Below are 24,489 nucleotides of genomic sequence, written 5' to 3' on the forward strand. Positions count from 1 at the left end.
TTTTTTATGTAAGTAAAGCAAGGTATGATTGCTAGCTTTGTAATAGCTGTGGTTTGTGTCACCGAATGAATCAAGAATGTATTACAGGTCTAAGTCAGACTTGGAAAGATATTTGTGATCAATATACTGAAAATGAACATCTTGCAGCATTGCAATTTATCCAAAGACATGTTGAACATTTAGTAACTGTTTTTTATGAACAAATGTCACGTGAGCCAGAGTCAGCTGAATTTTTTAAAGACGATATCATTCAAAAAAGGCTCATCGACACTTTAAGAAAATGGTTGTTAGAAACGTTTAATGTCGCACTGAATGGTGAATTTGAAAGCTCAGTCAAAAGACAGCAGAAAGTTGGAATGGTACACGCGCGTGTTGGTATTCCGTCATGGTTCATCATACGTGGTGTGCGTGAAATAGAACGTAAAATATTTGAAATTTTAGAGTTAAACCAAACACAAAATATTCTCCATATGTGTAGTTATATTGTACAAATTATGGGGTTCAGCACTGAAATCATGTGCCGATCTTATGAGATCAATACGGAAAAAAACCAAGAAACAAAACACAATTATCGCTTATTTTCTGCGATGCAAGATGTAGCAGTGCATAAAGATAAACAACGTGGTTCATTGCTCGATTGGGAAAATGAACTGATGTTTAAAATCTTTTCGGGCAATGTTGGTTTTTATCATCCCTTATTTTCAAAATCAGAGTTTGGGCTATGGTTCATTCATAAAGCGGCATATGCTTTTTCAGGTTCAGATCAGGTGCAACTGATTATTGACCGAATTTATGAAGTCGATCAATTAACCCAGCAAACGATGCAGATGACGGAAAAAGATCAGCTGCAACAGTTGATTCAACAGATTCGTGAATTGAACCGTGAAATTCAGCATTTAGTCGATCAACTATTTCAAGTGGCTGAATATATTGAGTCTGGCAATGATTCTTTAACTCAACTTCTGAACCGTCGTTATCTCAGTACTATTATTTCACGTGAAATTACCTTTGCGCGGCAAAATGAAACGCCGTTGTCTTTGCTCTCCTTTGACGCGGATTATTTTAAAATGATCAATGATAAGTTTGGTCATGCGGCAGGTGATCTTGCACTTAAATTTATTGCCGAAGCCTTACAGCGTTATAGTCAAGGTAGCGATTATGCATTCCGTATCGGTGGGGAAGAGTTCTTATTACTCTTGGTGGATACTGGTGTAAACCGTGCGATGAAAATTGCAGAAAATATTCGCCAATATATTGAAAAGGGCCTGATCCGAACGGCACAAGGTCAGCAATTTAGTTTTACCGTAAGTATTGGTTGTGTGCAGTATGATGGACATCCTGACTATCAGCGCTTTTTAGATGCAGCAGATCATGCCTTGTACGCAGCAAAAAATAATGGTCGAAACTGTATTCAAGTCACAAAGCATTTGTCGTATATCTAATTCATCCTGAGAATAAAAACTCCCACATATGGGAGTTTTTTTTATGGGTAAATACGCTTTATGCGAGATGTACCGTAATTTAAACTTCGACAACCACATAGTATTTTTTGACGGCTTCGACAACTTCAAACTTGCCCTGAAACGATGGGGGAATAATGCCCGCTTGGCCAGCGGAAACCTCGATATATCCGCCTTGTTGATCATGAATACGTACTAAACCTTCAAGGATTGTAAAAAACTCTTGTTTGTTCGGTGCAAAGACAATATTCCATGCGCCAATTTCACATTGCCAAATCCCGCAGTCCATATTGGGGTGTGCATACAGGCTTGCAGTTTCACGTTTGGGATTGCCCTGAACCAAACGGTCTGGGCGAGGGAAGTCTATGCTGTGTTCGGCTTGCGCTAAACCCTGACCGGCAATATATACATCTGACATGATTCATCCTGAAAATAGTGCTTTGCTATCAAAACAAACGATTTGCGACATTAAAACACAAATAAAAAAAGCCTCAAGAGTTTGAGGCTTTTTTTAAAGAGCTGACGCTGAATGTTCTATTAATAGCTTTCAGGTACAGCACTTAGGAATTCACGGCGTTCTTCTTTATTGGTTTTAAAGTCACCGACAAAAGAAACGGTACGAGTTGTAGATTCTTGTTTACCTACACCACGCATCATCATACACATGTGAGCTGAATCAATCACCACAGCAACACCACGTGCACCAGTCACTTCAGCCACAGCTTCAGCGATCTGCTGAGTGAGGTTTTCCTGAATTTGTAGGCGACGGGCAAACATTTCTGTAATACGTGCGAATTTTGATAAACCTAAAACATTGCCTTCTGGGAGATAAGCAATATGTACACGACCATAAAAAGGTAATAAATGGTGCTCACACAAAGAATAGAATTCGATATTCTTAACTAAGACCATTTCACGGTTACCGGATGGGAAAACCGCATTGTTGGTCACTTCTTCAAGTGTCTGGCTATAACCAGAAGTAAGATATGAAAAAGCTTTAGCAGCACGCATAGGCGTATCTTTAAGACCTGGGCGATTCAGATCTTCACCAACGGCAGTTAGGATATTTGCGTAGGATTGCTGCATAGACATAAGACGTGTTCACTTACACTGAGAGATTGAACAAGGACGGCATTGTAGCAGAAAACTATTACAATGCCTTCTTTTGGAGTTAAATCCGATTATTGTTTAAACTGTGGGTTCTTTTCTGCACGTTTAAGCAGAACCAGTACAGCACCTGTACCGCCTTGTTTTTCTGGGGCGCTCACAAATGCCAATACGTCACGGTGTTGACGTAACCAACTATTTACATAAGTTTTTAAAATTGCTTCTGGCCCTTTGCCATGCACAATTTTAATGACGTTTTGATTGTCATCTTTCGCCATTTGAATGATTTGCAGCACAGCCGAACGAGCTTCTTCTACAGTGCAACCGTGTAAGTCGACTGCTTCGAACCAACGTAGATTACCGGCTTTTAAATCTTCAAAAACTTTATGCTGTAAGGTTGCAATGCGATAGCTTAAGGCCGCTTGGCTGGCAACAGGGTTGAGCATCGCTTGAGTATCAGAAAGCAATGCATCATCTGTTTCCATAGGACCAATTGCAGCAGCACGTTTAGCCAACGTTTGCGCATCAGGTTTTTTATGACCCACTTTTTCCATTTTTGCAGTATTTCCTGCATTCATTTTTTGAACACCTTGCATTTGCTTTTGGAAAAGCGCGAAGTCTTCTTCCTGCTCTTGTTCAACAGTCTTTGGCGTTGGCTCAGGCTGTTTAGCAATCGTTGAGGAATGTGGATTCGTAATTTGCTTTTTAAAAGATTTCAGTAGGTTGTACTGATCTTTTGAAAGCGAAGAATCGTGTTTGCTCATAATGAAAAAACGGGAAATATACAAAAATTTAGTGCAATTATAGCCTTAAATGGCACTGATTTGAACTGGAAAGACTTTATATAAAGAAGATCTCTTAATTCATTACAAATCCTATTTGGGCTTCAAAGTTGAATTAATTAATTTAATAACTTTTTTATTTTTATATTGTTCTGCAAGAGCTAATGCTGATTGTTCTTCATTAAATTTAGAAATACACACGATTTCGGTTGAAGCGCCTTTTTCAAGTAAATAAGAAATTATCTGATATTGATTTAGGCGGATAGCTTTACCTAATGGGGAGCATCTAGTGAAATAATATGTTTGTGGTTCAACTTCATCTACTACAAGTTCATTTATTTTTCTCAGCTTCATTTTTTTGATGAAAGAAATATCTGTGTGCTCGATTGCCGCCATAATTAAGGTGGTATCATAAAATTCATTGTTTTCACCAAAATTTAAATATTCAAGATACAAATTTTTAGCTTTTTCATAATTATCAATATCATTTTTCTGTGTCAGGTTCTTTATCGCATTTTGGAAAAAATCATTCATATCATCAAAATTATTTATTGCTGCATGGAACATGAATAGATTTATTAAATATGGCTCATCAGCTAAATTCTTTTTCAATAAATGAGAATTATCTTTATAAAAAGTCTGTTCAAAATGATTTAATTTTTCCATGTAAATAGGGTGAGATTTAATATTGAGTGGTTTTGATAAAGAATTTTTATGTCCTTTAGAAATAGAAAAATAGGTTGAATTTTCAATATTCTTGTTTTTAGTATTGATTGAGAAATTAATGACTATTGGTAAGCCTTGATAACTAATGATTTCAATTTGATTCTTATTGAAATCATAATTTTTGCCCTTTAGCACGTGAGTATTTATATTTGGAAAAATTTGATTTAGGTCAATCTGAGCAGCAATGATGCCTTCGGGCATAGTGGAAATATTAAAGTAGAGGATATGATTTTGGTCAATAAGATACGGTGAGCCTGTATACAGAGTTATATTTTTTGCCCAACTTATCTGGTGTAGTGAAACCAAGATTAATGAAATGAATAGAAGAGTAGAAGCAATAATCGACTTCATTATTTTTAATTCTCAATTGAATAAAAATTATAAAAAGGATGTGTAATTTTTTTAATATGGATGCAAAGGAGAAAAAGGGTGAGCGAACTCACCCTACATATTCCATTTATATTTTATCAGGCACACCAAACAGCTCCTTAAACGCCTGATCAGGGCGTGGCTGCTTCATAAAACTTTCACCGACCAAGAAGGCATGAATGTCATGTTCTTGCATCATGGCAACATCTGCAGGTGTTGCAATACCGCTTTCTGTGACAAGTAGGCGAGAAGGCTCAAGTAACTTCTTCAAACGTAATGATGTATTGAGGTCAACTTCAAAGGTTTTTAAATTACGGTTATTGACGCCAAGTAGACAGTTGTCAGAAAGACGCATTGCACGCTCAAGTTCTTCTTCGTCATGTACTTCAACCAACACGTCGAGATTGTGCTCAAAAGCAGTTTTCGACATTTCTTCGAGTTGTTGATCAGACAAACAAGCCACGATTAATAAAATACAGTCCGCATGTAAAGCGCGTGCTTCAATTACGCCATAAGGATCAATTAAAAAATCTTTACGCAGCGCAGGTAAGTCACAGTTCTTACGTGCAATCTGAATGTTTTCATCGGCACCTTGGAAAAAATCCACATCGGTGAGAACAGACAAACATGCCGCACCAGCATCTTGATACTGCTGCGCAATTTCAGCAGGGTTAAAGTTTTCACGAATGATGCCTTTCGATGGTGATGCCTTTTTAATTTCAGCAATCACCCCCGGACGTTTAGAGCCGAGGTTTTGTGCAAAACCTCGAACAGGTGTAGCTGCTTGAGCTAGCTCTTCGACATCTTTATAGCTACGTTGTTTAAGACGGGCTGCAAATTCTTCTTTTTTACGGTCAACAATTTTACCTAAAATTGTATTGGCGATATCTACCATGATTTGAGTCCTAATCTTAAGCTTCGTATTCTTTTAAAGTTTTCGTAAATTCTGACAAAATGCCCATTTTCTCTAGAGCTTGACCGCCATAGATAATGTCATGTGCTAATGCAACACCTTGTTTATAGCTATTGGTTAAGCCTGAAACATAGATACCGGCACCTGCATTTAGGGCAATCATATTCGCGGCTTTATCACCGAGTGCAGATTTGTTTTTACCTAAAGCATCTTTAATTAATTTTAGACTTTCAGCCGCGCTATCTACAGATAGACCTGTTAAGGTTTGCGACTCGATATCTACAGCTTCAGGTTGAATTTCCCATTCAGTGACTTCGCCATCTTTGAGTTCTGCAACATAAGTACTTGATGCAAGGCTAATTTCATCTAAACCGTCTTTTGAATGCACCACCAAGACATGTTCTGCACCGAGTTGTTTTAAAACTTCAGCCATAGGACGACATAATTCTGTAGAGAAAACACCAATCACAAAACGTTTTACGCCGGCCGGATTCGTAAGCGGGCCAAGTAGGTTGAAAATACTACGGAAGCCCAATTCTTTACGTGGACCAGCAGCATATTTCATGGCTTTATGATGATTAGGTGCAAAGAGGAAACCCACGCCCATTTCACGAATACAGCGTTCAGTTTGCTGCATATTAAGGTCAAGGTTAATTCCTGCTTGTTCTAAAAGATCAGAAGAGCCTGATTTTGATGAAACACCACGACCACCATGTTTAGCAATAGTTGCACCTGCTGCTGCAATAACAAAACTAGACGCAGTAGAGACATTAAATAAGTTTTGACCATCGCCACCTGTACCAACGATATCCACCAAATGTGGCAAATCACTGACATCAATTTTGATCGCAAATTCACGCATTACACGTGCTGCGGCAGTGATTTCATCAATACTTTCACCTTTTTGGCGTAAGCCCATCATCAGTGCGCCAATTTGAGCATCGGTTGCTTCACCTTGCATGATGGTGCGCATCACTTCTTCCATTTGAGGTTGAGTGAGTTCAATATTTTTCGTGATGTTATTTAAAGCTTGTTGAATATTCATAATATTTTTTGCACTCGATTAAGCGTAAATTTCTAAGAAGTTTTTAAAGATTTGATGACCATGTTCACTAAGAATTGATTCAGGGTGAAACTGCACGCCTTCGACAGGCAATGTCTTATGTTTTACGCCCATGATTTCTTCCATCGTGCCATCTTCTTCATTGGTCCAGCAGGTCACTTCTAAACATTCAGGCAAAGTCGCTTGATCAATCACCAAAGAGTGATAACGCGTTGCTGAAAATGGCGAAGGGAGGTTGCTGAAAATGCCTTGATCGCTGTGATACATGTCAGATAAACGACCGTGCATCACTTTTTTAGCGCGAATAATATCGCCGCCAAAAGCTTGTCCTATGGCTTGGTGGCCTAAACACACACCGAGTAAAGGAATTTTTCCCGCAAAGTGTTGAATCGCAGGAATTGAAATACCTGCTTCACTTGGCGAACAAGGGCCAGGACCAATGACTAAATACTTCGGTTGCCATCGCTCGATATCTTCCAATGTCACGGCATCGTTACGTACAACTTTTACTTCCTGATTTAACTCGCCAAAATATTGGACGATGTTGTAGGTAAAAGAGTCATAATTGTCGATCATCAAAAGCATGAGCGTATTAACCTTTGAAATTTATGCACTTAACTGTGCTTAGAATAGTCCGAAATGATTCTAAATAGTTGTATATTGACCCAAATATCGTGTGGATATTTTAAATAGAAAAATAGTGAAATATTTAGAATGCAGCCAATCATAGCAAATATTATTCAATTTCTGCTGAACAATTTCGCCAAAGTTCATCGCAACTGAAATCATTTCAGCAAATTATCGACTTATAAATTTAGGATTTAAGTTGAACAAAGCAATAGGCTGAATTTAAGTGTTTAAAATGTGTTCAATTGATATTTTAAAAAGATCTGCTTACTGTCGTTAAAAATTGCAATTCAGGCGCTAGCTGGAAAAATATGAACCGTTTTGAAGCAAAATCACCAAAATGGAGCACAATTAATGCAAAGGTAGATTGATCAAAATTAAAACAAAATGGTTAAATCTACTTCAAAAAAAGAGTGCTTTAAGGGCTCAAAAAATCTAAATATCGATTATGAATATAGTGATTACGCTGATTTTTTTCCATCTATAACTAGCTAAACCATTAGTTTCTCTCGTATTTAAATTCGACCTTAAAGCTTGAATAAAATCTCAATGATTTTATCGTTGAAAGCGATTAATCATTTTGGTGCATACTAGTGCAAAACCAAGTTGCACTATTTTGATACACCTGCGAGAAGTTTTTAAACAAAAGTGATGAAGAGTGGCTGAATATGGTGCATTTACTGTTACACACAGTATAATAGTCGAAAAGCAAGGAGTTAAAATCTTCTATTCTGATAAGGAATTCAATATTTTAGCTTGGCTTTTAAAAGTTGGTACGGTAATTGCTTAATAACTACCAACTACTAACACGCACTTCAGTGTGCACAAAAAAATCATCGGAGCAAAATGAGCATGGCGAACAAGGTCCTTCAACTCATCCAAGAAAGTGGCGCAAAATGGGTCGATTTTCGCTTTACTGATACTAAGGGTAAAGAACAACACGTAACTTACCCAGCAGATTCAATCGACGAAGATACGTTTGAAGATGGCAAAATGTTTGATGGTTCTTCAATTGCTGGTTGGAAAGGCATTGAAGCATCTGACATGATCTTACGTCCAGATGCAGAAACTTGTTTTATCGACCCGTTCTTTGCAGAAGCTACAGTTGTTGTGACTTGTGATGTTATCGAACCTTCAACTGGTCAAGGTTATGAACGTGACCCACGCTCTATTGCTCGCCGTGCGGAAGAATACCTAAAATCAACTGGTATCGGTGATACAGCTTTCTTTGGTCCAGAACCAGAATTCTTTGTTTTTGACGAAGTAAAATGGGACATCGATATGTCTGGCGCGCGCCACACATTAATCGCTGAAGAAGCTGCTTGGTCTACTGGTAAAGATTATGAAGCGGGTAACTCTGGTCACCGTCCACGTGTGAAAGGTGGTTACTTCCCAGTCCCTCCTGTTGATTCTTCACAAGATATGCGTGCAGATATGTGTGCAAAAATCGAAGATATCATGGGCCCAGGTCGTGTAGAAGTACATCACCACGAAGTTGCATCTTGCCAGCTTGAAATCGGTGTAAGCTTCAACACTATGGTTCGCAAAGCGGACGAAGTTCAACAGTTCAAATATGCTGTTTGGAACGTTGCTCACCAATATGCTAAAACTGCTACATTTATGCCTAAACCAATGGTTGGCGATAACGGTTCTGGTATGCACGTTCACATGTCGATCTCTAAAGATGGCAAGAACTTGTTTGCTGGTGATGAATACGCTGGTCTTTCAGAAATGGCGTTGTACTTCATTGGCGGTGTGATCAAACACGCTCGTTCATTGAACGCAATCACAAACCCATCAACTAACTCGTACAAACGTTTAGTTCCACATTTCGAAGCGCCGATTATGCTTGCTTACTCAGCACGTAACCGTTCAGCTTCTATCCGTATTCCTTATGTTTCTAGCCCTAAAGGCAAACGTATCGAAGCACGTTTCCCAGATCCAATGATGAACCCGTACTTAGGTTTCGCTGCACTTCTTATGGCTGGTCTTGACGGTATTCAAAACAAGATCCACCCAGGTGAAGCTGCTGACAAGAACTTGTATGACCTTCCTCCTGAAGAAGAAGCTAAAATCCCTACAGTGGCTCATAGCTTAGATATGGCGCTTGAAGCTCTTGCAGCTGACCATGATTACCTTCTTAAAGGTGGCGTGTTCACTAAAGAAATGCTTGATGCTTACATCGAACTTAAAACTGAAGAAGTTCGTCGTCTTAACACGACAACTCACCCAGTTGAATTCGACATGTACTACAGCTTGTAATTCTGTATAGAATTACACTGTAAAAAGACCCGCCTTGTGCGGGTTTTTTTATGAGATGGGTTAAGATAATGCAAAGATTTGAATGAATATCTAAACATGGCAAAACCACGTAAAAAACATACCGGTTTTTTTCCTTGGATTGATCCAGCGGATCAAGCAAAGGGATTTAAACTCAACTTCTCAGAAGTGACTTATTTGGAAGTGGGGCGGACCGTTGAAGGTTATAAGCAGGCTGAATTTGTCGAACTGAAAAACCCAGAGCTAGCATTGGAATTTGATTACCCAGAAAGTTTTTATATTACGACCGAAGGGCTGGTTCTGATTAAAACGCCGCAAGGCAAGTTTGAAGCCATTGCCAAGACAGATAACTTTTAATTCCACACTAAAAAAATTGAACTGAAAAAATGACCTGCAACACAACAGGTCATTTTTATTGAATATCCAGTAATTCACCAACCGTCATTGCAAACCATGCTGTTTTAGATTATCGATTTCATAAGGCGCATCTTCGGCGGGGTAGCGTAAGTTTTCGAATCTTTTTGTTTTGGCAATCGACCAAATCACACTTTCACCCGCAGGGATGTTTTGGCTGCGCTGTGCATATAGTGGGTCTTGTAGGGCGTCTGCTGCTGAAATAAATGTCCAGCCATGCTGCTGAAAGGCGGTAATGAGATCTTTTAAAAATGCGGCATTAATAGCATTTACATGTAAAAGTAAAACATGCTGTGGCGAACGATTTATGGTGAGCTGGGCAAGTTGGTCATAATAATCTGCTCGGTGAAGCAGGTGAGTAATATATGCTTGTTTTAGTCGGTCTAATTTGTCCTGATCTTGCAGTTTGGCATAGTCGAGATATTTTCGGTTATAAAACCAGTCACTGGCATCGATACTCACACCGCCAATGCGGTATTGATGCTGCTCTAACCATAGATAGACAGCATCACGCTTTTTAGCGCTATTACCTTCTTTTAAAAAAGGATACCGGTAAATACGTGTGTAATTTGGCAGCGTTTTTAGCACGGTATCCGCCTGTTCAATGCTGTGCAGATAATCTTTTAATGTGACATTTTCTTTATTTAGATTTTGGTGCAGTGCACTATGATTGCCAATCAGATGGCCAGATTGTCCCCACGCTTGAATCAGTTGTTTACCTTGATAATCGCCAATTTTAATCAGGCTAGGGAAGACAATAGTTTTGATTTGTTGATCATGCAGATGTTTTAAAATTTGGGCATTGATTTGTTCCGCTTGTGCGTTAAACGCTGGATTTAATCCATCATCAAAACTGAGCGCAATAGATTTTGCTTGAGCCGTGATATTGGCACAAAGTAAAACGAAAAAAATAAAAACATATAGCGGCTTATATGGAAACATTATGCTTGTGTAATTTGGTGGTTATCCACGACATCATACTGTGTATGTGAGGTTTGTGTTGATTGCATATGTAATGAAGTGCTTAAGCTGTTTTGGTTTTGCTCATTTTACTGAAAACAAGCTATTGGTCATGAAAAACGATGTTGAGTTGGTTACACTAATGATTCGCTATACTCAGCAAATGGTTAAAGGGAAATGAAATATGCAGCGTCAAGCATGCGAAATGCGGGATAAAAGAATGTCTCCTGAATTAAGAACATGGTTGTATGCTTCGGGTTCATTAACCCAACAATTAACAGATTTTGCCCAAGGTGTATTTAAAGTTGAGCCGAGTATTGAGCAATTTCAACGCATAACGCTTCAAGATGCACGGTGGCTACAAATGCCAATACAGCACACAGCTTGGGTACGTGAAAGTTATTTATATGGCTGTGAAGCTGAGCCGTGGGTCAAGGCAAAAAGTATATTTCCAATCCTTAGCATACAAGGCCGTGCGCGGATTTTTCAGCATATTGGTAAAAAACCGATCGGACATTTTTTATTTCAGCGTACCAATCCGAAGTGTGAGCGGCGTGTACTGTGGCTAGACGATGGTTGGACACGTCAGAGCTGTTATACTTGGCATGGTTGTAAATTTATAGTTCAGGAAACTTTTTTAGCGAGTTTTGAACAATATTTGCAGAAATAACATTACCAGATGAAGGACAGTCATGGCCGTGGTGCAAAAGATTACTTGGCAGCAGCGTTTAGAAGCTTATTACTATTTATGTCGCTTCGATAAGCCAATTGGCACGGAACTGGTTTTTTGGCCAACCATGTGGGCACTGTGGATTGCCAATCAAGGAACACCGCAATTCAGTATTTTGATTCCCATGATTTTGGGCACGATATTTATGCGTGCAGCAGGTTGTGCGATTAATGACTTTGCTGACCGTAAAGTCGATGGTGCTGTGGAAAGAACCAAGCATCGTCCTTTAGCCACTGGAGTGATTAGTGCTAAAGAAGCCATATATGTGTTCTTGATCTTGGTGTTTGCTAGCGCATGTATGTTGTTCTTTTTACCGATAGAAACTTTTTATTGGTCCTTTGGGGCATTGTTTTTAGCGTTCATTTATCCCTTTATGAAACGCTACACGCATCTGCCACAAGTATTTTTAGGTGCGGCATTTTCATGGTCGATTCCTATGGCTTATACCGCTGTGGGGCAAACACCTGATTTGACTTGCTGGTTATTGTACTTTGGTAATTTGGCGTGGACCGTTGCGTATGACACACAATATGCCATTACTGACCGTGAATATGATTTGAAAATTGGCGTGAAATCGACTGCGATTTTATTTGGTAAATACGATATTGAAATCATTTCTTTATTACAGGCGCTAAGCATTGTATTGATTGGTTCTGCGTTGTATTTAGAAGATCTCTTGATGCTATTTGGTTTAGTTGCAATGTTGGCTGTGGCTGCCGATTTTATTTACCAATGGACTAAAACTAAAGACCGTGATCCGCAGTTATGTTTTTGGGCGTTTCGCCATAACCGTTGGGTAGGGTTTATGATTTTTATTGGAATTTTTATGGCATTGGCTCTTTAATGTCATTGATCTGAAACTGTTTAAATTGAACTAAAGCATCCTATTCGGGTGCTTTTTTTTATGCATTAATAAAAAGGCATGTAGTTTCATGTTTAAAGAATAATGATGAAAAAGGATATTTTATGAAACGTTCAAAAATAGCATTAGCTTTGACAGTTGCAGTTTCTATGCTGTCTTTAACCGCGTGTAATGACGATGATAATGACTCATCATCTTCGAATCAAAAATCAACATTTGTGTCTGAAGCAAATTATGCTTTAGATACTGTAGACAATACATCGTCCATTAAAGTCATGACGTATAACATGACCAATGTGCAGGGGAAAGCAGCAACAGCAACGGCTTTAGTGTTGTTTCCAAAAGCTACTCAACCTAAAGATGGTTATCGTGTGGTGGTATGGGAGCATGGAACAGTCGGAGCTGGAGATGAATGTGCGCCAAGTAAAAATGTAATTCATCCACGTTTTAAAATTCTAGCTAACACGCTTATGGCGGCAGGTTATGTAATTGTGGCACCAGACTATGAGGGTTTAGGAACCAAGGGAGTTCATCCATACCTTAATTTATCAAGTGCGGCAAATTCGGCGCTTGCTGCAGTTAAAGCGGCAAAAGAACATTATGGTAAGCAACTCAATGGTCAGTGGATGTCGATTGGTCAATCGCAAGGTGGTCATGCATCCTTAGGGACGGCGGAATTTGCGAATACCGATACTAACTATAAAGGTGCAGTAGCAGCCGCACCTGCGTCGAGTTTAGGCACGATTATTAAGATTTACTTAGATCCAAAACTAAATGTAGATGCAAATGGTCAACCTAAAGCCCATGGATTGAATAGATTGGATGAACAGTTGGCACAAGTGCGTTATGCACTTAGTATGGGGCAGCTTTCTGAGGTTCAAGCACAGGCGTTAATTGATCAAATTGCAGATGGCTATGCTGAGCTTTTGGCATATGCTGCATTGACCAGTTCGGGTATTAAAGCCTATGAGCCAAATTATGATTTAAAAAATATTTTTACTGCTGATGCTGGTGTTATTGCAGAAAAAGCCTATGGACGTACAGGGGATGACGGTGCATGTTTAAGTTATGCTGATCCAAATGGCGCAAATGGTTTGCAAGAACAGTTTAAAGCAGCTGTGATTGAATTCTTAAAAGATCCAACGCATATGGTTTCACAGTACGGAATTGATTTGAATAAAATCGATACCGATCCCGTTGTTCAGAAATTTTTAAATGATAATCAGCCAGCGACGAATGCAACTGCTGCCAAAGTAATTAAAGCCCCTGTTTATATTATTCAAGGTGAAGAAGATAAAGCTGTATTACCTCCTGTGACTCAAGCTTTATTTGAAAATATGAAATTGCAAGCGGTGAAATACTTCCCACAGGCAAAATATGAGGATGGATATTTATTGGATATTGTGCCAAAAGCAAGTCATACACAGGCGATTATCTGTAGAAATGCGCAAGCGGTCGAATTTATTCAAGCTAAAATGTCTGCAGGTACAGGTATTGTCTTAACCAATGAGCAAAAAGATGCAAGCCAAAGTCCACATTGTAAGGGGGTTGCTGCTTCAAGCTAAGTTTTTTCAATAATAAAAAAAGGAGCATGTCTCCTTTTTTTTGCATATTGGATTATTAATCATTCAATCCTTAAAAATGAGGGGCACAGTTAGTTCGAGCAAAGAATGTTATGAAGACTTGAGCGAATTTTGTTTTTTGCTATATTGGGCGTCGAATTATTTATGTATATGAAAGAATAGTTATGTCTGAAGTTAAGTCAAAACCCAATACCAAAAAGATGATCACTCTGATGGCACTTGGGCTATTGATTCCTATATTTTTGGTCAGTATGGCTTTTCTTGCAGTCAATAGTGATGCCAAAAACCAAGAAAAATATAAGCAACAACAAGCTGAGATGATTGAGCGTATTAAAGCAAAAGAAGCACAAGATGAGGCTTTGGCTGCTGAGGCTGACCAAGCAGTATCAGAAGTGCTGGCAGCTCAAGAGTCAAATGCTCAATAAAATTCTGCTTACGTTATGGAGGTGAATGCAATGCGCATTCACTCAATGTTCGATTGTACTTTAGGTATTTAACAACTATTTATTTACATCATGCCTGAGCGTGTGAACTGTTGGAATACTGGTATAGCGGATTACACGGTAGCCAGCTTCTTCAAGCATTGCATCACGTTCAGCATCTTCTTGCTCTTTGCCTATATGACTGGGGTCATCCAGTTCGATAATTACAAGCACATCGTAAGTTTGGTCAAGTATGACAAAATCAGTGACTTTTCGATTAAATCTATTTCTGATTTTGTAATTTTGAGTGGTGATCAGTGCGCTAAAAGCCACTTGTGCTAAAATGTGGTAGTCCGGAAATGCTTCATTTAAACGATGAAACATCTTACTTTCAAAGGCAGTGATTACACGACGTGGGAAAAACTTTTGTTTGCTTCTAAACAGTCTGGGAAAGACTAAGCAGACAAGGGCAAAAGTTGCCAAGCAACCAATAATAAAAAATGTAAACTGACTGAGATTTGGCACGAAATAAACTACATATATGAAAAAAGCCCACGTCATGATGCGTGGGCTTTTTAGAATTTGGCTCTCCAACCTGGGCTCGAACCAGGGACCTGCGGATTAACAGTCCGTCGCTCTACCGACTGAGCTATTGGAGAATCTGCACGCATTCTATGGGGCAAATGCAGAGAGGTCAAGTCAGAATTGCAAAAAATAAAGAAATTTAGGCTGAATGTATTAAATATAAACACCTTTAATATAAAGCGTTTTTAAAACTTAAGCTTTGACTATTCTTTCTAATGTAGATGGAGAGGTGGGTGAATAGTTTTTGTTATTGAGTAAGTTATTCTTATTTTAAAAAGAAAAGTCAGAGCATAAAAAAAGCCCACGACATAATGCGTGGGCTTTTAGAATTTGGCTCTCCAACCTGGGCTCGAACCAGGGACCTGCGGATTAACAGTCCGTCGCTCTACCGACTGAGCTATTGGAGAATCTGAAACGGATTCTAAAGATGTATGGCAGGGTGGTCAAGCCTGATTTAAATAAAATACAGAAAAATCAAATTAAGTGTTTTAAAAATAGCCGAATCAGACAAGTTAGTACTTATACGGATACTTTTAGGAAAGCATAAACAAAAAAGTAGGTATGCTTTGCTTAAACAACAGGCAATAAAAAACCCACTTCGTAATGAGTGGGTTTTTTAGAATCTGGCTCTTCCACCTGGGCTCGAACCAGGGACCTGCGGATTAACAGTCCGTCGCTCTACCGACTGAGCTATGGAAGAATAGATGGCTCTCCAACCTGGGCTCGAACCAGGGACCTGCGGATTAACAGTCCGTCGCTCTACCGACTGAGCTATTGGAGAATCTGATGCGCATTTTAGGGATGAATTTTAAAGTGGTCAAGCAGATTTGATGAAATGACTATTTGAATGTTTTTTTATTGTTCAAGTCTAGAAATTTTTTCTTAAATAGTGGTTATTTTTGAAGTTTTTTATATCATCTAGGTTGCTGATTTGCTTTATCGTCAAATTTTGTAGATTTAAATTTTTAAGCGTAGTTATGCGTTTCTCTTGATCTAAAGGAATTATAATTTGGAATAATAAATATATTTCTAAAATTTGATGGTTTGCGAAGGTATCTAAATGAAATTTAGAAAAAGACATAACAGGTTTAATGGTGTTTTGGTATAGATTAAAAAGATTTTGATTGTGTTTGAATACAATCCTTAATAAATATTCATTACCGACAGGTAATAGTTTGTAGTGACTTTTTGTGTTGTTAATGGATATGCTTTCTATTTGATCATAGTTAAACTGAATTTTCATTATATAAAGTTGAATTATACAATGACTTTCGAAAAATCTAATTTGTGGCAGTCCATTTTTGATGATAAGTAAAATTAAGACGAATTCCATAATTGATAATCCAGTCAGTATTAGTGCTGAATTAAAACTATATTTAATAGATTCTTGAACATAAGAGTAACTCACATACTGGATTATAGTGATAAAGATAAACATCACTAATATTTTGGTATATTTTGCTTTTATGATTAGTAATGGCTCTTGATTCATTCTTTTGTGTAATATTGTTTGTTGTGGCAGTATGATATTTAAAGCATAAAAAATCACCCTAAAAGGGTGATTTTTTTGACTTTTGAATAAGTTTTAAAACTTATTTTTCAACGCCAGCAGCTTGACCTGCATATTTAGCGTTTGCATAGTCCCAGTTCACTAGGCTTTCTAAGAAAGTAGAGATGTATTTAGGACGAGCGTTACGGAAGTCGATGTAGTAAGCGTGTTCCCAAACGTCGATAGTCAACACAGCAACTTTACCGTGAGCAAGTGGAGTGTCAGCATTTGAAGTTTTAAGGATAGAAAGGTTGCCGTTTACTTCGTCAGCAACTAACCAAGCCCAACCTGAACCGAACTGAGTTGCAGCAGCATTTGCAAATTCTTCAGCGAATTTTTCGTAAGAACCAAAAGCTTCGTCGATTTTAGCTGCTAAAGCGCCAGTAGCTTTACCGCCACCGTTTTTAGCCATACAGTTCCAGTAGAATGTGTGGTTCCATACTTGAGCTGCATTGTTGAAGATACCAGCTTTAGAAGCATCGCCTTTAACAGCAGTGATGATTTCTTCTAAAGTTTTGCCAGCAAGGTCAGTACCTTCAATTGCTTTGTTTAGGTTAACCACATAAGTATTGTGGTGTTTGTCGTGATGGTATTCTAAAGTTTCTTTGCTGATATGAGGAGCAAGATCTTCGTAACCGTAAGGTAACGCTGGTAAAGTAATCGTTGTCATGTTTTCAATTCCTTGCATTTTGCTGGGTTTTGACATTAAGTGCCGTTATTGTAATAGATTCTTGCAGTAAAATGCGCATTGCTTATAAATAACAATACAGAATAAAGCCTGAAAATATACGTATAAGGACTGAGCCAAAGACCTAGACGATTTAAATTAAATCGGGTTATTTAATTCGAAATAACTATACTCAATATTGAACTGTTCTGAAATAGCTTTTGCGAGTCGTTGTACACCATAACGCTCAGTTGCATGGTGTCCACATGCATAATAATGCACGTTTAATTCTTCAGCCTCGTAAAAAGTACGTTCGCTCACTTCACCTGAAATGTAGGCATCACAATCTAAAGCAGCCGCTTTGCCAATAAAGTCCTGTGCGCCGCCCGTACAAAAACCAATTTTTTGAATAGATGGTTTATCTGCAGGCAGGTGAATGGCATCAAAACCTAATTTTTCAGAAACGAAGTCTTTAAATGCCGCTGGAGTCATGGATTGTTTTAAATAGCCAACATTGCCAATAGGATGACGTTCAGTAGGATCTAAAGCTTCAATATTTTCTAATTCGAGCAAATCTGCTATCGCTGCATTATTACCTAAAGTAGGGTGACTATCTAAAGGTAAGTGATAACCAACGAGTGAAATATCGTTTTTGATCAGGCTTTTGATGCGTTTGCCGCGCATACCTGTGATTGGGTAAGCTTCACCTTTCCAAAAATAACCATGGTGTACCAATAGCAAATCAGCTTTTTCTGCTATCGCGGCTTCAATCGCTGTTTGTGATGCGGTAACTGCACATAAAATTTTATGCACTTCTGCTGAGCCTTCAATTTGCAAGCCGTTGGGAGCATAGTCTTTAAATTCATGTGCTTTGAGTGTGCTGTCACACCACTGAATAATTTCACTTAACTGAGCCATATACTGTCCAAAATCTCAAAGAGATGAATCAAAATTTACGATTGTTTAAATTGTAACTAAAGAATCACAAATCTCTGTATTTATTTTTAATTTTGTTGAAAAGATTACATTACAATACGATATAAATTATTTAGCCATCAATGAATTATAAAATTTAGAGGATATAGACGTGCGTCGGACCTTTACATGGTTACCTTGGGTATTATTAATACTTGTGATCATCGGTTTCTTTACATGGCAACAGGTTCAAAAACCTAAAGCACCCATTGCCCCAGATGGGGTTAAAATGCCTGCAGAAAAGGTTGAGCCCCTCATTGATACGTCGCGTACAGGCGGTGTAGTTTCGTATAGTGCTGCGGTAAAAGTTGCTGCTCCAGCGGTTGTCAATATTTTCACTACGCAAAAAGTGAAACAATTGGATCATCCTTTATTAAATGATCCTGTTTACCGTGAGTTTTTTGGTAATCAACTTCCAGATCAAACCAATCAAAACGAAAATAGTTTAGGTTCAGGTGTGATTGTTCGTCCAGATGGCTATATTTTGACGAATAACCACGTGATCGCACAGGCCGATCAGATCGTTGTGGCTTTACATGATGGTCGTCGTGCTGAAGCGAAAGTTGTGGGTACAGACCCAGATACAGACCTAGCTGTGATTAAGATTGAAATGAGTCAATTACCGGTTTTGCCATTTAAGCTAAGTGGCAATGAAGTCGGTGATGTCGTCCTAGCGATTGGTAACCCTTTTGGCGTGGGTCAGACGGTTACGCAAGGGATTATCTCAGCTACAGGTCGTTCAGATTTGGGAATCAACACTTACGAAGACTTTATTCAAACAGATGCGGCGATCAACCCCGGCAACTCTGGTGGTGCTTTAATTGATGTTGCAGGGAACTTAATTGGTGTAAATACCGCGATCTTCTCGCAGTCAGGTGGCTCTTTGGGGATTGGTTTTGCCATTCCTGCAAAAGTATGTCAACAAGTGCTGAACGCTATTTTAAAAGATGGGCGAGTGGTTCGTGGTTGGTTAGGTATTAGTTTACTTCCAATTAAACAAGAAAATATTTTAGATCCACGTGTGAATGGTGTGATTGTCGCAGATGTCATTCGTAATGGACCTGCAGCACAGGCAGGTTTAAAACGTGGTGATAAAATCGTGAAAGTGAATAATGAGCTGATTACCTCGACTTCGCATTTAATCAACTACGTTGCACAACAAGCGCCATTGAGCACTATGCAAATTGAGATTGAGCGAGACGGAAAGGCGATGACATTGCCGGTACAAGTGGGAGAGCGTAAACTGCAAACTCAAAACAGTGACTCGCAATATATTCCATTACCCCGCTAGCATAGAAAATCCCTCTTCATGAGGGATTTTTTTTGAGTTCCTTTTTTTGTATATCGCTTTGAAGAGCTTCGTTTGCGCCAAACAATGCGCTTTGAAATTGAAATATCAATTACAAAAATGCATTGCACGCTTTGCTGAATTTGGCTTAATTTATAAGCAATAATAATCAGATAAGCGTATAAGAATATGAGCTTTTTACCCGCAGAACATGCCAAAGTTTTATCCAGTCAAGCCAATTTAGATATCGCCTTATATAAGACACGTTTGGCTTTGCTGATTGAAGAAAATGCCAAACAGGGGAATACCGCCGTATTTACGGTTTTACCCAAGCATTTAGCTTTAGAAGAGATTCGAAGTTTATCTGCTGAACTTACAGAATTGGGATATCAAGTTCGATTTGAAGTGAATGAATTTTTTTATAATTTTAATGTGTACTGGATTTGATTCGGGATTCACGACATTTAAGGTCGTAAGTTAAAAACAAGATGAAACCCTTTAGAAAACCACGATAATCGCAGTTTTCTAAAGCTGTTTTATAACGTAGCGACTTATTCAGATTTTTGATAGTCGTTAATGACTTCAAGCGCCGCACGAAAGGCTTCTTGAGTCGCTGGTGCACCACAATATGGCAAACTATGAAGTAATACTTCCTGAATTTCTTCTACAGTCGCCCCATTATTTAAAGCACCTCGGACATGACCTTTGAGTTCTGTCGGACTTTTTTGTGCAGTTAAAAAGGCAATGGTAATCAGTGAGCGATATTTACGGGGTAAAACGCCTTCACGCTGCCAAGTTGAACCCCATGCATGCTCATTAATCCAATCTTGCAAAGGTTGAGTAAATGGCACGGTATTGTCTTGAGCACGTTTAACGAAACTTTCACCCATAACTTCAGTACGAACTTTTAAGCCATTTTCATAATCTTGTTGTGACATGTAGCAAACCCTCTGTGATGTAATTTTGCAGTACAGCCTATACCTTTGACTCTGCGATACCATTGGCTGATGGTCGTATAAAAAAGCCATCCCATTGTTTAACAGTGGAATGGCTTTTATTTTGAGAAAAATAAAGCTTAAAAGCGATGCAGAAGCTGATTAATAACGCAGGAAGGCTTCTGGTTCATCATCGGTGTGTTGTTGCTTTTTCACTTCTGGTGCAACGGTTAAATGTGGATTGGATAGCTCAAGTTCGTGGATGAGTTGCATATCGAAAACATCTGTGAGCATACTGTCATAGCGTTGAATGTTGTAAGTGCTGAGCTGTTCAGCTTCGGAGGCAGTAATGACTTTTTGTGCAATGGCATCGGCTATATGTGCTTCAAAAGTTAAACCTTTAAATTGGCCTTTAGATTCAGCTTTTTTAAATTGGTTCCACAGCGGTTCAATTTTCAACAATTGTAAAAAGGCATTTTCCATACGACCAGAAACTTCATCTGCTGCAGTGCTGTAATACACGTGCTTTTTCAGTTCTTGGCGGAAAGTATTATCTAGCATCATTTGAGTGGCAACTTCACGTTTTAAATGGTCTGTAGGTTTGGCAACAACTCGTCCAAACGGAAAGCAGATGATTTTTACTACACTTGCCGCTAGTCGCATTGGGAAGTTATCAAATAAGCCATGGAAAGCTTCTTCGACATTGTACAAAGCTTTATCTAATGCAAGTTGTGCATGTAGTTGTTCAGCTTCGCTTCTTTGACCTTGTTCATAATATTTAAGAATAGCTGTCGCTATAAATAAATAAGAGTGAATGTCTGCAAGTCGTCCAGAGAGCATTTCTTTACGTTTAATATCGCCGGCTAAAAGGCCAAGACACATATCTGCAGTCAGCGCGAAATCAGCACTGAATCGATTAATTTTTTTATAGTAGGGGTGGCTAAATTCATCTGCTGAAGCAGGTGAGTCTGATGGACCACCTGTGAACGCATAAGCAAATGCGCGTGCAGTTCGGTTAAAGGTATACCCTAAGTGCTTAAAGAGCATTTCATTGAATGTATTGAGTGCAGTGTTTTTATCTTCGGCTTGAAGTAATTGCAGCTCTTCAAATAAATATGGATGGCACCGCATTGAGCCTTGTCCAAAAATCATCAGAGAGCGACTTAGAATATTGGCACCTTCGACAGTAATTGACACAGGAATGGCCTGATAATTCAAAGCTAAAAAATTACGAGGTCCCATTTGTACGGCACGTCCACCGACGATGTCCATGCCGTGATTCACCACTTTACGCATGGTTTCAGTGGCATAGTATTTGGCCATTGCAGTCATTACAGCAGGTTTGCCGCCTTGGTTTAAACCACATGTCACCAAATAGCGGAATGCTTCAAGCATATAAGCATCTGATGCGATATCACTCGATGCTTCTTGCACACCTTCAAAATTACCTACAGAAATTTTAAATTGCTGACGAACTTTGGCAAATGCACCAACATTTAAATATGCCATTTCTCCGGCTGCCGTTGACAACGCAGGGAGTGAAATACCACGACCGACCGCTAAACATTCCATCAGCATACGCCAGCCTTTGCCGGCATTTTCAATCCCACCAATGATCCAGTCTAAGGGTATAAACACATCTTTGCCTTCAACTGTCCCATTCATAAATGGTGAGCCTGGATTATGACGAGGGCCTGTAATGACACCGTCATGACTCGCCGGTAGCAGCGCGCAGGTGATGCCATATTCCGTTTTATTTTTATCTCTCAATAAGCCATCTGGATCGTAAAGTTTAAATGCCAGACCAATGACGGTAGCAATTGGTGCAAGAGTAATCCAGCGTTTGGAGAAGTTCATGTTTAAGCCGAGCACCTGTTGTCCCTCAAAAGTGCCATAACAGACGACACCTGTATCTGGAATAGCGCCTGCATCTGAACCGGCTTCAGGGCTGGTGAGTCCAAAACATGGAATTTCTTCACCTTTGGCAAGGCCAGGGAGGTATCGATCTTTTTGTGCTTCGGTACCATAGTGTAGAAGCAATTCCCCTGGTCCAAGCGAGTTGGGCACCATACAACTGACTGCGGCAGTCAGTGAGCGGGATGCAATCTTGCTCATGACACGGCTTTGTGCAAATGAACTAAATTCACGTCCTCCATACGATTTTGGAATCACCAGTCCTAAGAAACCATTATCTTTAATGAATTGCCAAGCTTCTGGTGGGAGGTCTTTATGTTTATGGTGAATATCCCACTCGTTGAGCATGCTACAAAGTTGCTCAACTTCATTATCAATGAAAGATTGTTCTTCAGCACTGAGCTGAGGATAGGGATAAGCCTCAAATTTTTTCCAATCAGGCGCGCCCATAAATAGCTCTTTTTCCCACCAACTGGTTCCTGCATCCAATGCTTCACGTTCCGTAGTACTCATACTCGGCATCGCATTTGCTAAGGATTTATAGGCAGGTTTGGTGAGCAGATTGAGTCTCAGTGGGTCAATCAGCACGATTAAACTTAAAGCAATTAGAGGGATGCCAAGTATTAATGACCATGGGCTTAAAAAGGCGAGTGCAATTGAAACGAATATCAGTGTTATTGCGCCTACAGCTCGTGAAAGTTCAAAGAAAAAAACGGCCCAAAGAGCAAAAATAAAGAGTACGGCACTGAGTATAAATAGCATTTGTTATGGCTCCAGTGACAAGGGCCAGAGCGTTATGCGTTTAAAACAGCCTACATGCGTTTAAAATGATCTCATCTTTTGTCTTTCTGATTTTAAAGTGCATGAGACTGTCAAAATGGCATCACTCGGCTGGTGAGTATGATTGGACAATTGCGCGAATATCATGAAAGCGCAAATAAAGTGTTATCAATAGATTGATTAATAAATAATCACAACACAATCCCTATCGGGCAAAGAAATGTCACATTACGTAAACTTGGATAATTCGATATATTGGATGAATATTGGATACTGTTTAAGGAACACACAATTTTCGAAAGATCTTATATTGGGAAACGAATTGGGCTTAGTGTGAAAGCCACAAAAAAAGCCCTCAATCAATGAGGGCTTTTAATTTGCGATGTTTTAAATCTTAGTGTAATTAGGCTTCAATCGCTTGAACTGCAATTTTCTTTGCAGGATCAGTTTTACGACGTACCGCAGGCACTGGCTCACCATAGTATTGACGGTCAGCAAAGTAACTTGAACGGACCATTGGTGCAGCCCAAATGTTTTTGAAACCAAGCTTTTGGCCATGTGCAGTGTAACGCTCAAATTCTTCTGGGCTTACAAAACGGTCAATAGGGGCATGTTCTTTAGAGGGCTGTAAGTACTGACCAATGGTGACATAGTCAACATCATGTGCTTTTAAGTCGTCTAATAACGCGATCACTTCTTCTTCAGTTTCACCAATACCGACCATCAAACCACATTTAGTTGGTACATCTGGGCAGTATTCTTTAAACATTTTTAATAAGTTTAGAGAGTGTTGGTAGTCAGAACCTGGACGCATTGCTTTATACAAACGTGGCACAGTTTCAATGTTGTGGTTAAACACATCAGGAGGGCACTCCGTCATGATACGAAGGGCAACATCCATACGACCACGGAAGTCAGGAACTAGAATTTCCAAAAGTGTTTTTGGGCTCAAGTTTCGAGCTTCTTTAATACAGTCAACAAAGTGCTGTGCGCCGCCATCAACTAGGTCATCACGGTCGACCGACGTAATTACGGCATATTTCAAACCTAGATTGGCAATGGTTTCTGCCATGTGACGTGGTTCATCTGGGTCAAGAGCATTGGGACGACCATGCGCAACGTCGCAGAATGGGCAACGACGAGTACAGATATCGCCCATAATCATAAAGGTTGCAGTACCGCCACCGAAACATTCAGGTAAGTTCGGGCAAGCCGCTTCTTCACACACGGTATGTAATTTTTGTGCGCGTAAAGTTGTTTTAATACGTTGAACTTCATCAGGGGCAGCCATTTTGACCCGAATCCAGGCAGGCTTACGAGGCGTTTCAACCGTTGGCACGACCTTCACAGGTATGCGAGCGACTTTTTCTGCGCCACGAAGTTTTACACCCTGTACAGGTTTACGGTTCTCAGACATATTCAACTTTTCCACTGTTTTTGACGAGGAGATATTCAAAAAATTAGCTCGATCATTATAGCGGACTTGAGCTTAAATAGG

Annotated in this window: 23 protein-coding genes and 4 tRNA genes; 9 read left to right on the plus strand and 18 right to left on the minus strand. The window is 39.3% G+C overall.

Going from position 1 to position 24,489, the window contains the following annotated elements:
* The first annotated feature begins 65 nt into the window (after positions 1-65).
* Entirely contained in the window at positions 66-1,442 is a 1,377-nt protein-coding gene (locus FTU77_RS05005) for a diguanylate cyclase (RefSeq protein WP_180055013.1), read from the plus strand.
* Between the two features lie 79 nt (positions 1,443-1,521).
* Here the strand turns inward: FTU77_RS05005 and FTU77_RS05010 are convergent, their stop codons facing one another.
* The 7 genes from FTU77_RS05010 to FTU77_RS05040 all read right to left on the minus strand — a co-directional run bounded on the left by FTU77_RS05010 (position 1,522) and on the right by FTU77_RS05040 (position 7,005).
* Complete coding sequence (locus tag FTU77_RS05010) at positions 1,522-1,878, minus strand: cupin domain-containing protein (RefSeq protein WP_180055016.1); 357 nt, start codon at positions 1,876-1,878, stop codon at positions 1,522-1,524.
* Between the two features lie 119 nt (positions 1,879-1,997).
* Complete coding sequence (gene folE / locus FTU77_RS05015) at positions 1,998-2,546, minus strand: GTP cyclohydrolase I FolE (RefSeq protein WP_171525937.1); 549 nt, start codon at positions 2,544-2,546, stop codon at positions 1,998-2,000.
* 95 nt (positions 2,547-2,641) lie between these two features.
* Entirely contained in the window at positions 2,642-3,331 is a 690-nt protein-coding gene (locus FTU77_RS05020; protein WP_180055018.1) for a Smr/MutS family protein, read from the minus strand.
* Between the two features lie 111 nt (positions 3,332-3,442).
* A complete protein-coding gene (locus FTU77_RS05025) occupies positions 3,443-4,426 on the minus strand; it encodes a hypothetical protein (protein ID WP_180055020.1) in 984 nt (327 codons plus the stop codon).
* Positions 4,427-4,532: 106 nt separating this feature from the next.
* Positions 4,533-5,339, minus strand: a complete 807-nt coding sequence (gene trpC, locus FTU77_RS05030) for an indole-3-glycerol phosphate synthase TrpC (protein WP_180055022.1) — start codon at positions 5,337-5,339, stop codon at positions 4,533-4,535.
* 16 nt (positions 5,340-5,355) lie between these two features.
* Positions 5,356-6,402 carry an anthranilate phosphoribosyltransferase gene (gene trpD, locus FTU77_RS05035; protein WP_078191968.1) on the minus strand — a complete coding sequence of 349 codons (1,047 nt, stop codon included), beginning with the start codon at positions 6,400-6,402 and terminating at the stop codon, positions 5,356-5,358.
* 18 nt (positions 6,403-6,420) lie between these two features.
* Positions 6,421-7,005 carry an aminodeoxychorismate/anthranilate synthase component II gene (locus FTU77_RS05040; protein ID WP_078190263.1) on the minus strand — a complete coding sequence of 195 codons (585 nt, stop codon included), beginning with the start codon at positions 7,003-7,005 and terminating at the stop codon, positions 6,421-6,423.
* Positions 7,006-7,893: 888 nt separating this feature from the next.
* Between FTU77_RS05040 and glnA the strand changes: the two genes are divergently transcribed.
* Positions 7,894-9,309 (plus strand): type I glutamate--ammonia ligase, encoded by a 1,416-nt coding sequence (glnA, locus tag FTU77_RS05045; protein ID WP_171319222.1) that lies wholly within the window; start codon positions 7,894-7,896, stop codon positions 9,307-9,309.
* A gap of 96 nt (positions 9,310-9,405) precedes the next feature.
* A complete protein-coding gene (locus FTU77_RS05050; RefSeq protein ID WP_078191902.1) occupies positions 9,406-9,684 on the plus strand; it encodes a hypothetical protein in 279 nt (92 codons plus the stop codon).
* Positions 9,685-9,768: 84 nt separating this feature from the next.
* Here the strand turns inward: FTU77_RS05050 and FTU77_RS05055 are convergent, their stop codons facing one another.
* The gene (locus tag FTU77_RS05055) at positions 9,769-10,683 is read right to left on the minus strand and encodes a polysaccharide deacetylase family protein (protein WP_180055024.1); all 915 of its coding nucleotides are present in this window, start codon (positions 10,681-10,683) and stop codon (positions 9,769-9,771) included.
* A 202-nt stretch (positions 10,684-10,885) separates the two neighbouring features.
* On the opposite strand from FTU77_RS05055, the gene FTU77_RS05060 reads away from it, so the two are divergent.
* From FTU77_RS05060 to FTU77_RS05075, 4 genes are all read left to right on the plus strand, one after another.
* Entirely contained in the window at positions 10,886-11,371 is a 486-nt protein-coding gene (locus FTU77_RS05060) for a chorismate lyase (RefSeq protein WP_180055027.1), read from the plus strand.
* 22 nt (positions 11,372-11,393) lie between these two features.
* The gene (gene ubiA, locus FTU77_RS05065; RefSeq protein ID WP_180055028.1) at positions 11,394-12,275 is read left to right on the plus strand and encodes a 4-hydroxybenzoate octaprenyltransferase; all 882 of its coding nucleotides are present in this window, start codon (positions 11,394-11,396) and stop codon (positions 12,273-12,275) included.
* Between the two features lie 122 nt (positions 12,276-12,397).
* On the plus strand, positions 12,398-13,858 hold the full coding sequence (locus FTU77_RS05070; protein ID WP_180055030.1) for a S9 family peptidase: 1,461 nt from the start codon (positions 12,398-12,400) through the stop codon (positions 13,856-13,858).
* A gap of 182 nt (positions 13,859-14,040) precedes the next feature.
* Positions 14,041-14,301, plus strand: coding sequence for a hypothetical protein (locus FTU77_RS05075; protein WP_180055032.1), 261 nt, complete (start codon positions 14,041-14,043; stop codon positions 14,299-14,301).
* A gap of 75 nt (positions 14,302-14,376) precedes the next feature.
* Here FTU77_RS05075 and FTU77_RS05080 read toward each other — a convergent pair whose 3' ends face one another.
* From FTU77_RS05080 to FTU77_RS05110, 7 genes are all read right to left on the minus strand, one after another.
* The gene (locus tag FTU77_RS05080; protein WP_218947253.1) at positions 14,377-14,859 is read right to left on the minus strand and encodes a DUF2726 domain-containing protein; all 483 of its coding nucleotides are present in this window, start codon (positions 14,857-14,859) and stop codon (positions 14,377-14,379) included.
* A gap of 22 nt (positions 14,860-14,881) precedes the next feature.
* A tRNA-Asn gene (locus FTU77_RS05085) sits at positions 14,882-14,957 on the minus strand.
* Positions 14,958-15,214: 257 nt separating this feature from the next.
* Positions 15,215-15,290 (minus strand) — tRNA-Asn (locus FTU77_RS05090).
* Between the two features lie 217 nt (positions 15,291-15,507).
* Positions 15,508-15,583, minus strand: a tRNA-Asn gene (locus tag FTU77_RS05095).
* A gap of 5 nt (positions 15,584-15,588) precedes the next feature.
* Positions 15,589-15,664: transfer RNA gene (locus FTU77_RS05100), tRNA-Asn, on the minus strand.
* Positions 15,665-16,475: 811 nt separating this feature from the next.
* Entirely contained in the window at positions 16,476-17,102 is a 627-nt protein-coding gene (locus FTU77_RS05105; RefSeq protein ID WP_078192384.1) for a superoxide dismutase, read from the minus strand.
* A gap of 156 nt (positions 17,103-17,258) precedes the next feature.
* Entirely contained in the window at positions 17,259-18,017 is a 759-nt protein-coding gene (locus FTU77_RS05110; RefSeq protein WP_180022627.1) for a Nif3-like dinuclear metal center hexameric protein, read from the minus strand.
* A gap of 169 nt (positions 18,018-18,186) precedes the next feature.
* Between FTU77_RS05110 and FTU77_RS05115 the strand changes: the two genes are divergently transcribed.
* Both FTU77_RS05115 and FTU77_RS05120 read left to right on the plus strand, forming a co-directional pair.
* Complete coding sequence (locus FTU77_RS05115) at positions 18,187-19,365, plus strand: S1C family serine protease (RefSeq protein ID WP_180026344.1); 1,179 nt, start codon at positions 18,187-18,189, stop codon at positions 19,363-19,365.
* A gap of 186 nt (positions 19,366-19,551) precedes the next feature.
* Positions 19,552-19,809 carry a hypothetical protein gene (locus tag FTU77_RS05120; protein ID WP_078191893.1) on the plus strand — a complete coding sequence of 86 codons (258 nt, stop codon included), beginning with the start codon at positions 19,552-19,554 and terminating at the stop codon, positions 19,807-19,809.
* 104 nt (positions 19,810-19,913) lie between these two features.
* Here FTU77_RS05120 and FTU77_RS05125 read toward each other — a convergent pair whose 3' ends face one another.
* The 3 genes from FTU77_RS05125 to lipA form a co-directional block, all read right to left on the minus strand.
* Positions 19,914-20,300 carry a carboxymuconolactone decarboxylase family protein gene (locus tag FTU77_RS05125; RefSeq protein ID WP_005008801.1) on the minus strand — a complete coding sequence of 129 codons (387 nt, stop codon included), beginning with the start codon at positions 20,298-20,300 and terminating at the stop codon, positions 19,914-19,916.
* Between the two features lie 159 nt (positions 20,301-20,459).
* Complete coding sequence (locus FTU77_RS05130; RefSeq protein ID WP_180055037.1) at positions 20,460-22,973, minus strand: acyl-CoA dehydrogenase; 2,514 nt, start codon at positions 22,971-22,973, stop codon at positions 20,460-20,462.
* Between the two features lie 421 nt (positions 22,974-23,394).
* Complete coding sequence (lipA, locus tag FTU77_RS05135; protein WP_180055039.1) at positions 23,395-24,408, minus strand: lipoyl synthase; 1,014 nt, start codon at positions 24,406-24,408, stop codon at positions 23,395-23,397.
* Positions 24,409-24,489: the final 81 nt, after the last annotated feature.

Origin of the sequence: Acinetobacter sp. YH12142, assembly GCF_013418435.1 — a bacterium.
Taxonomy (GTDB): Bacteria; Pseudomonadota; Gammaproteobacteria; order Pseudomonadales; family Moraxellaceae; genus Acinetobacter; species Acinetobacter amyesii.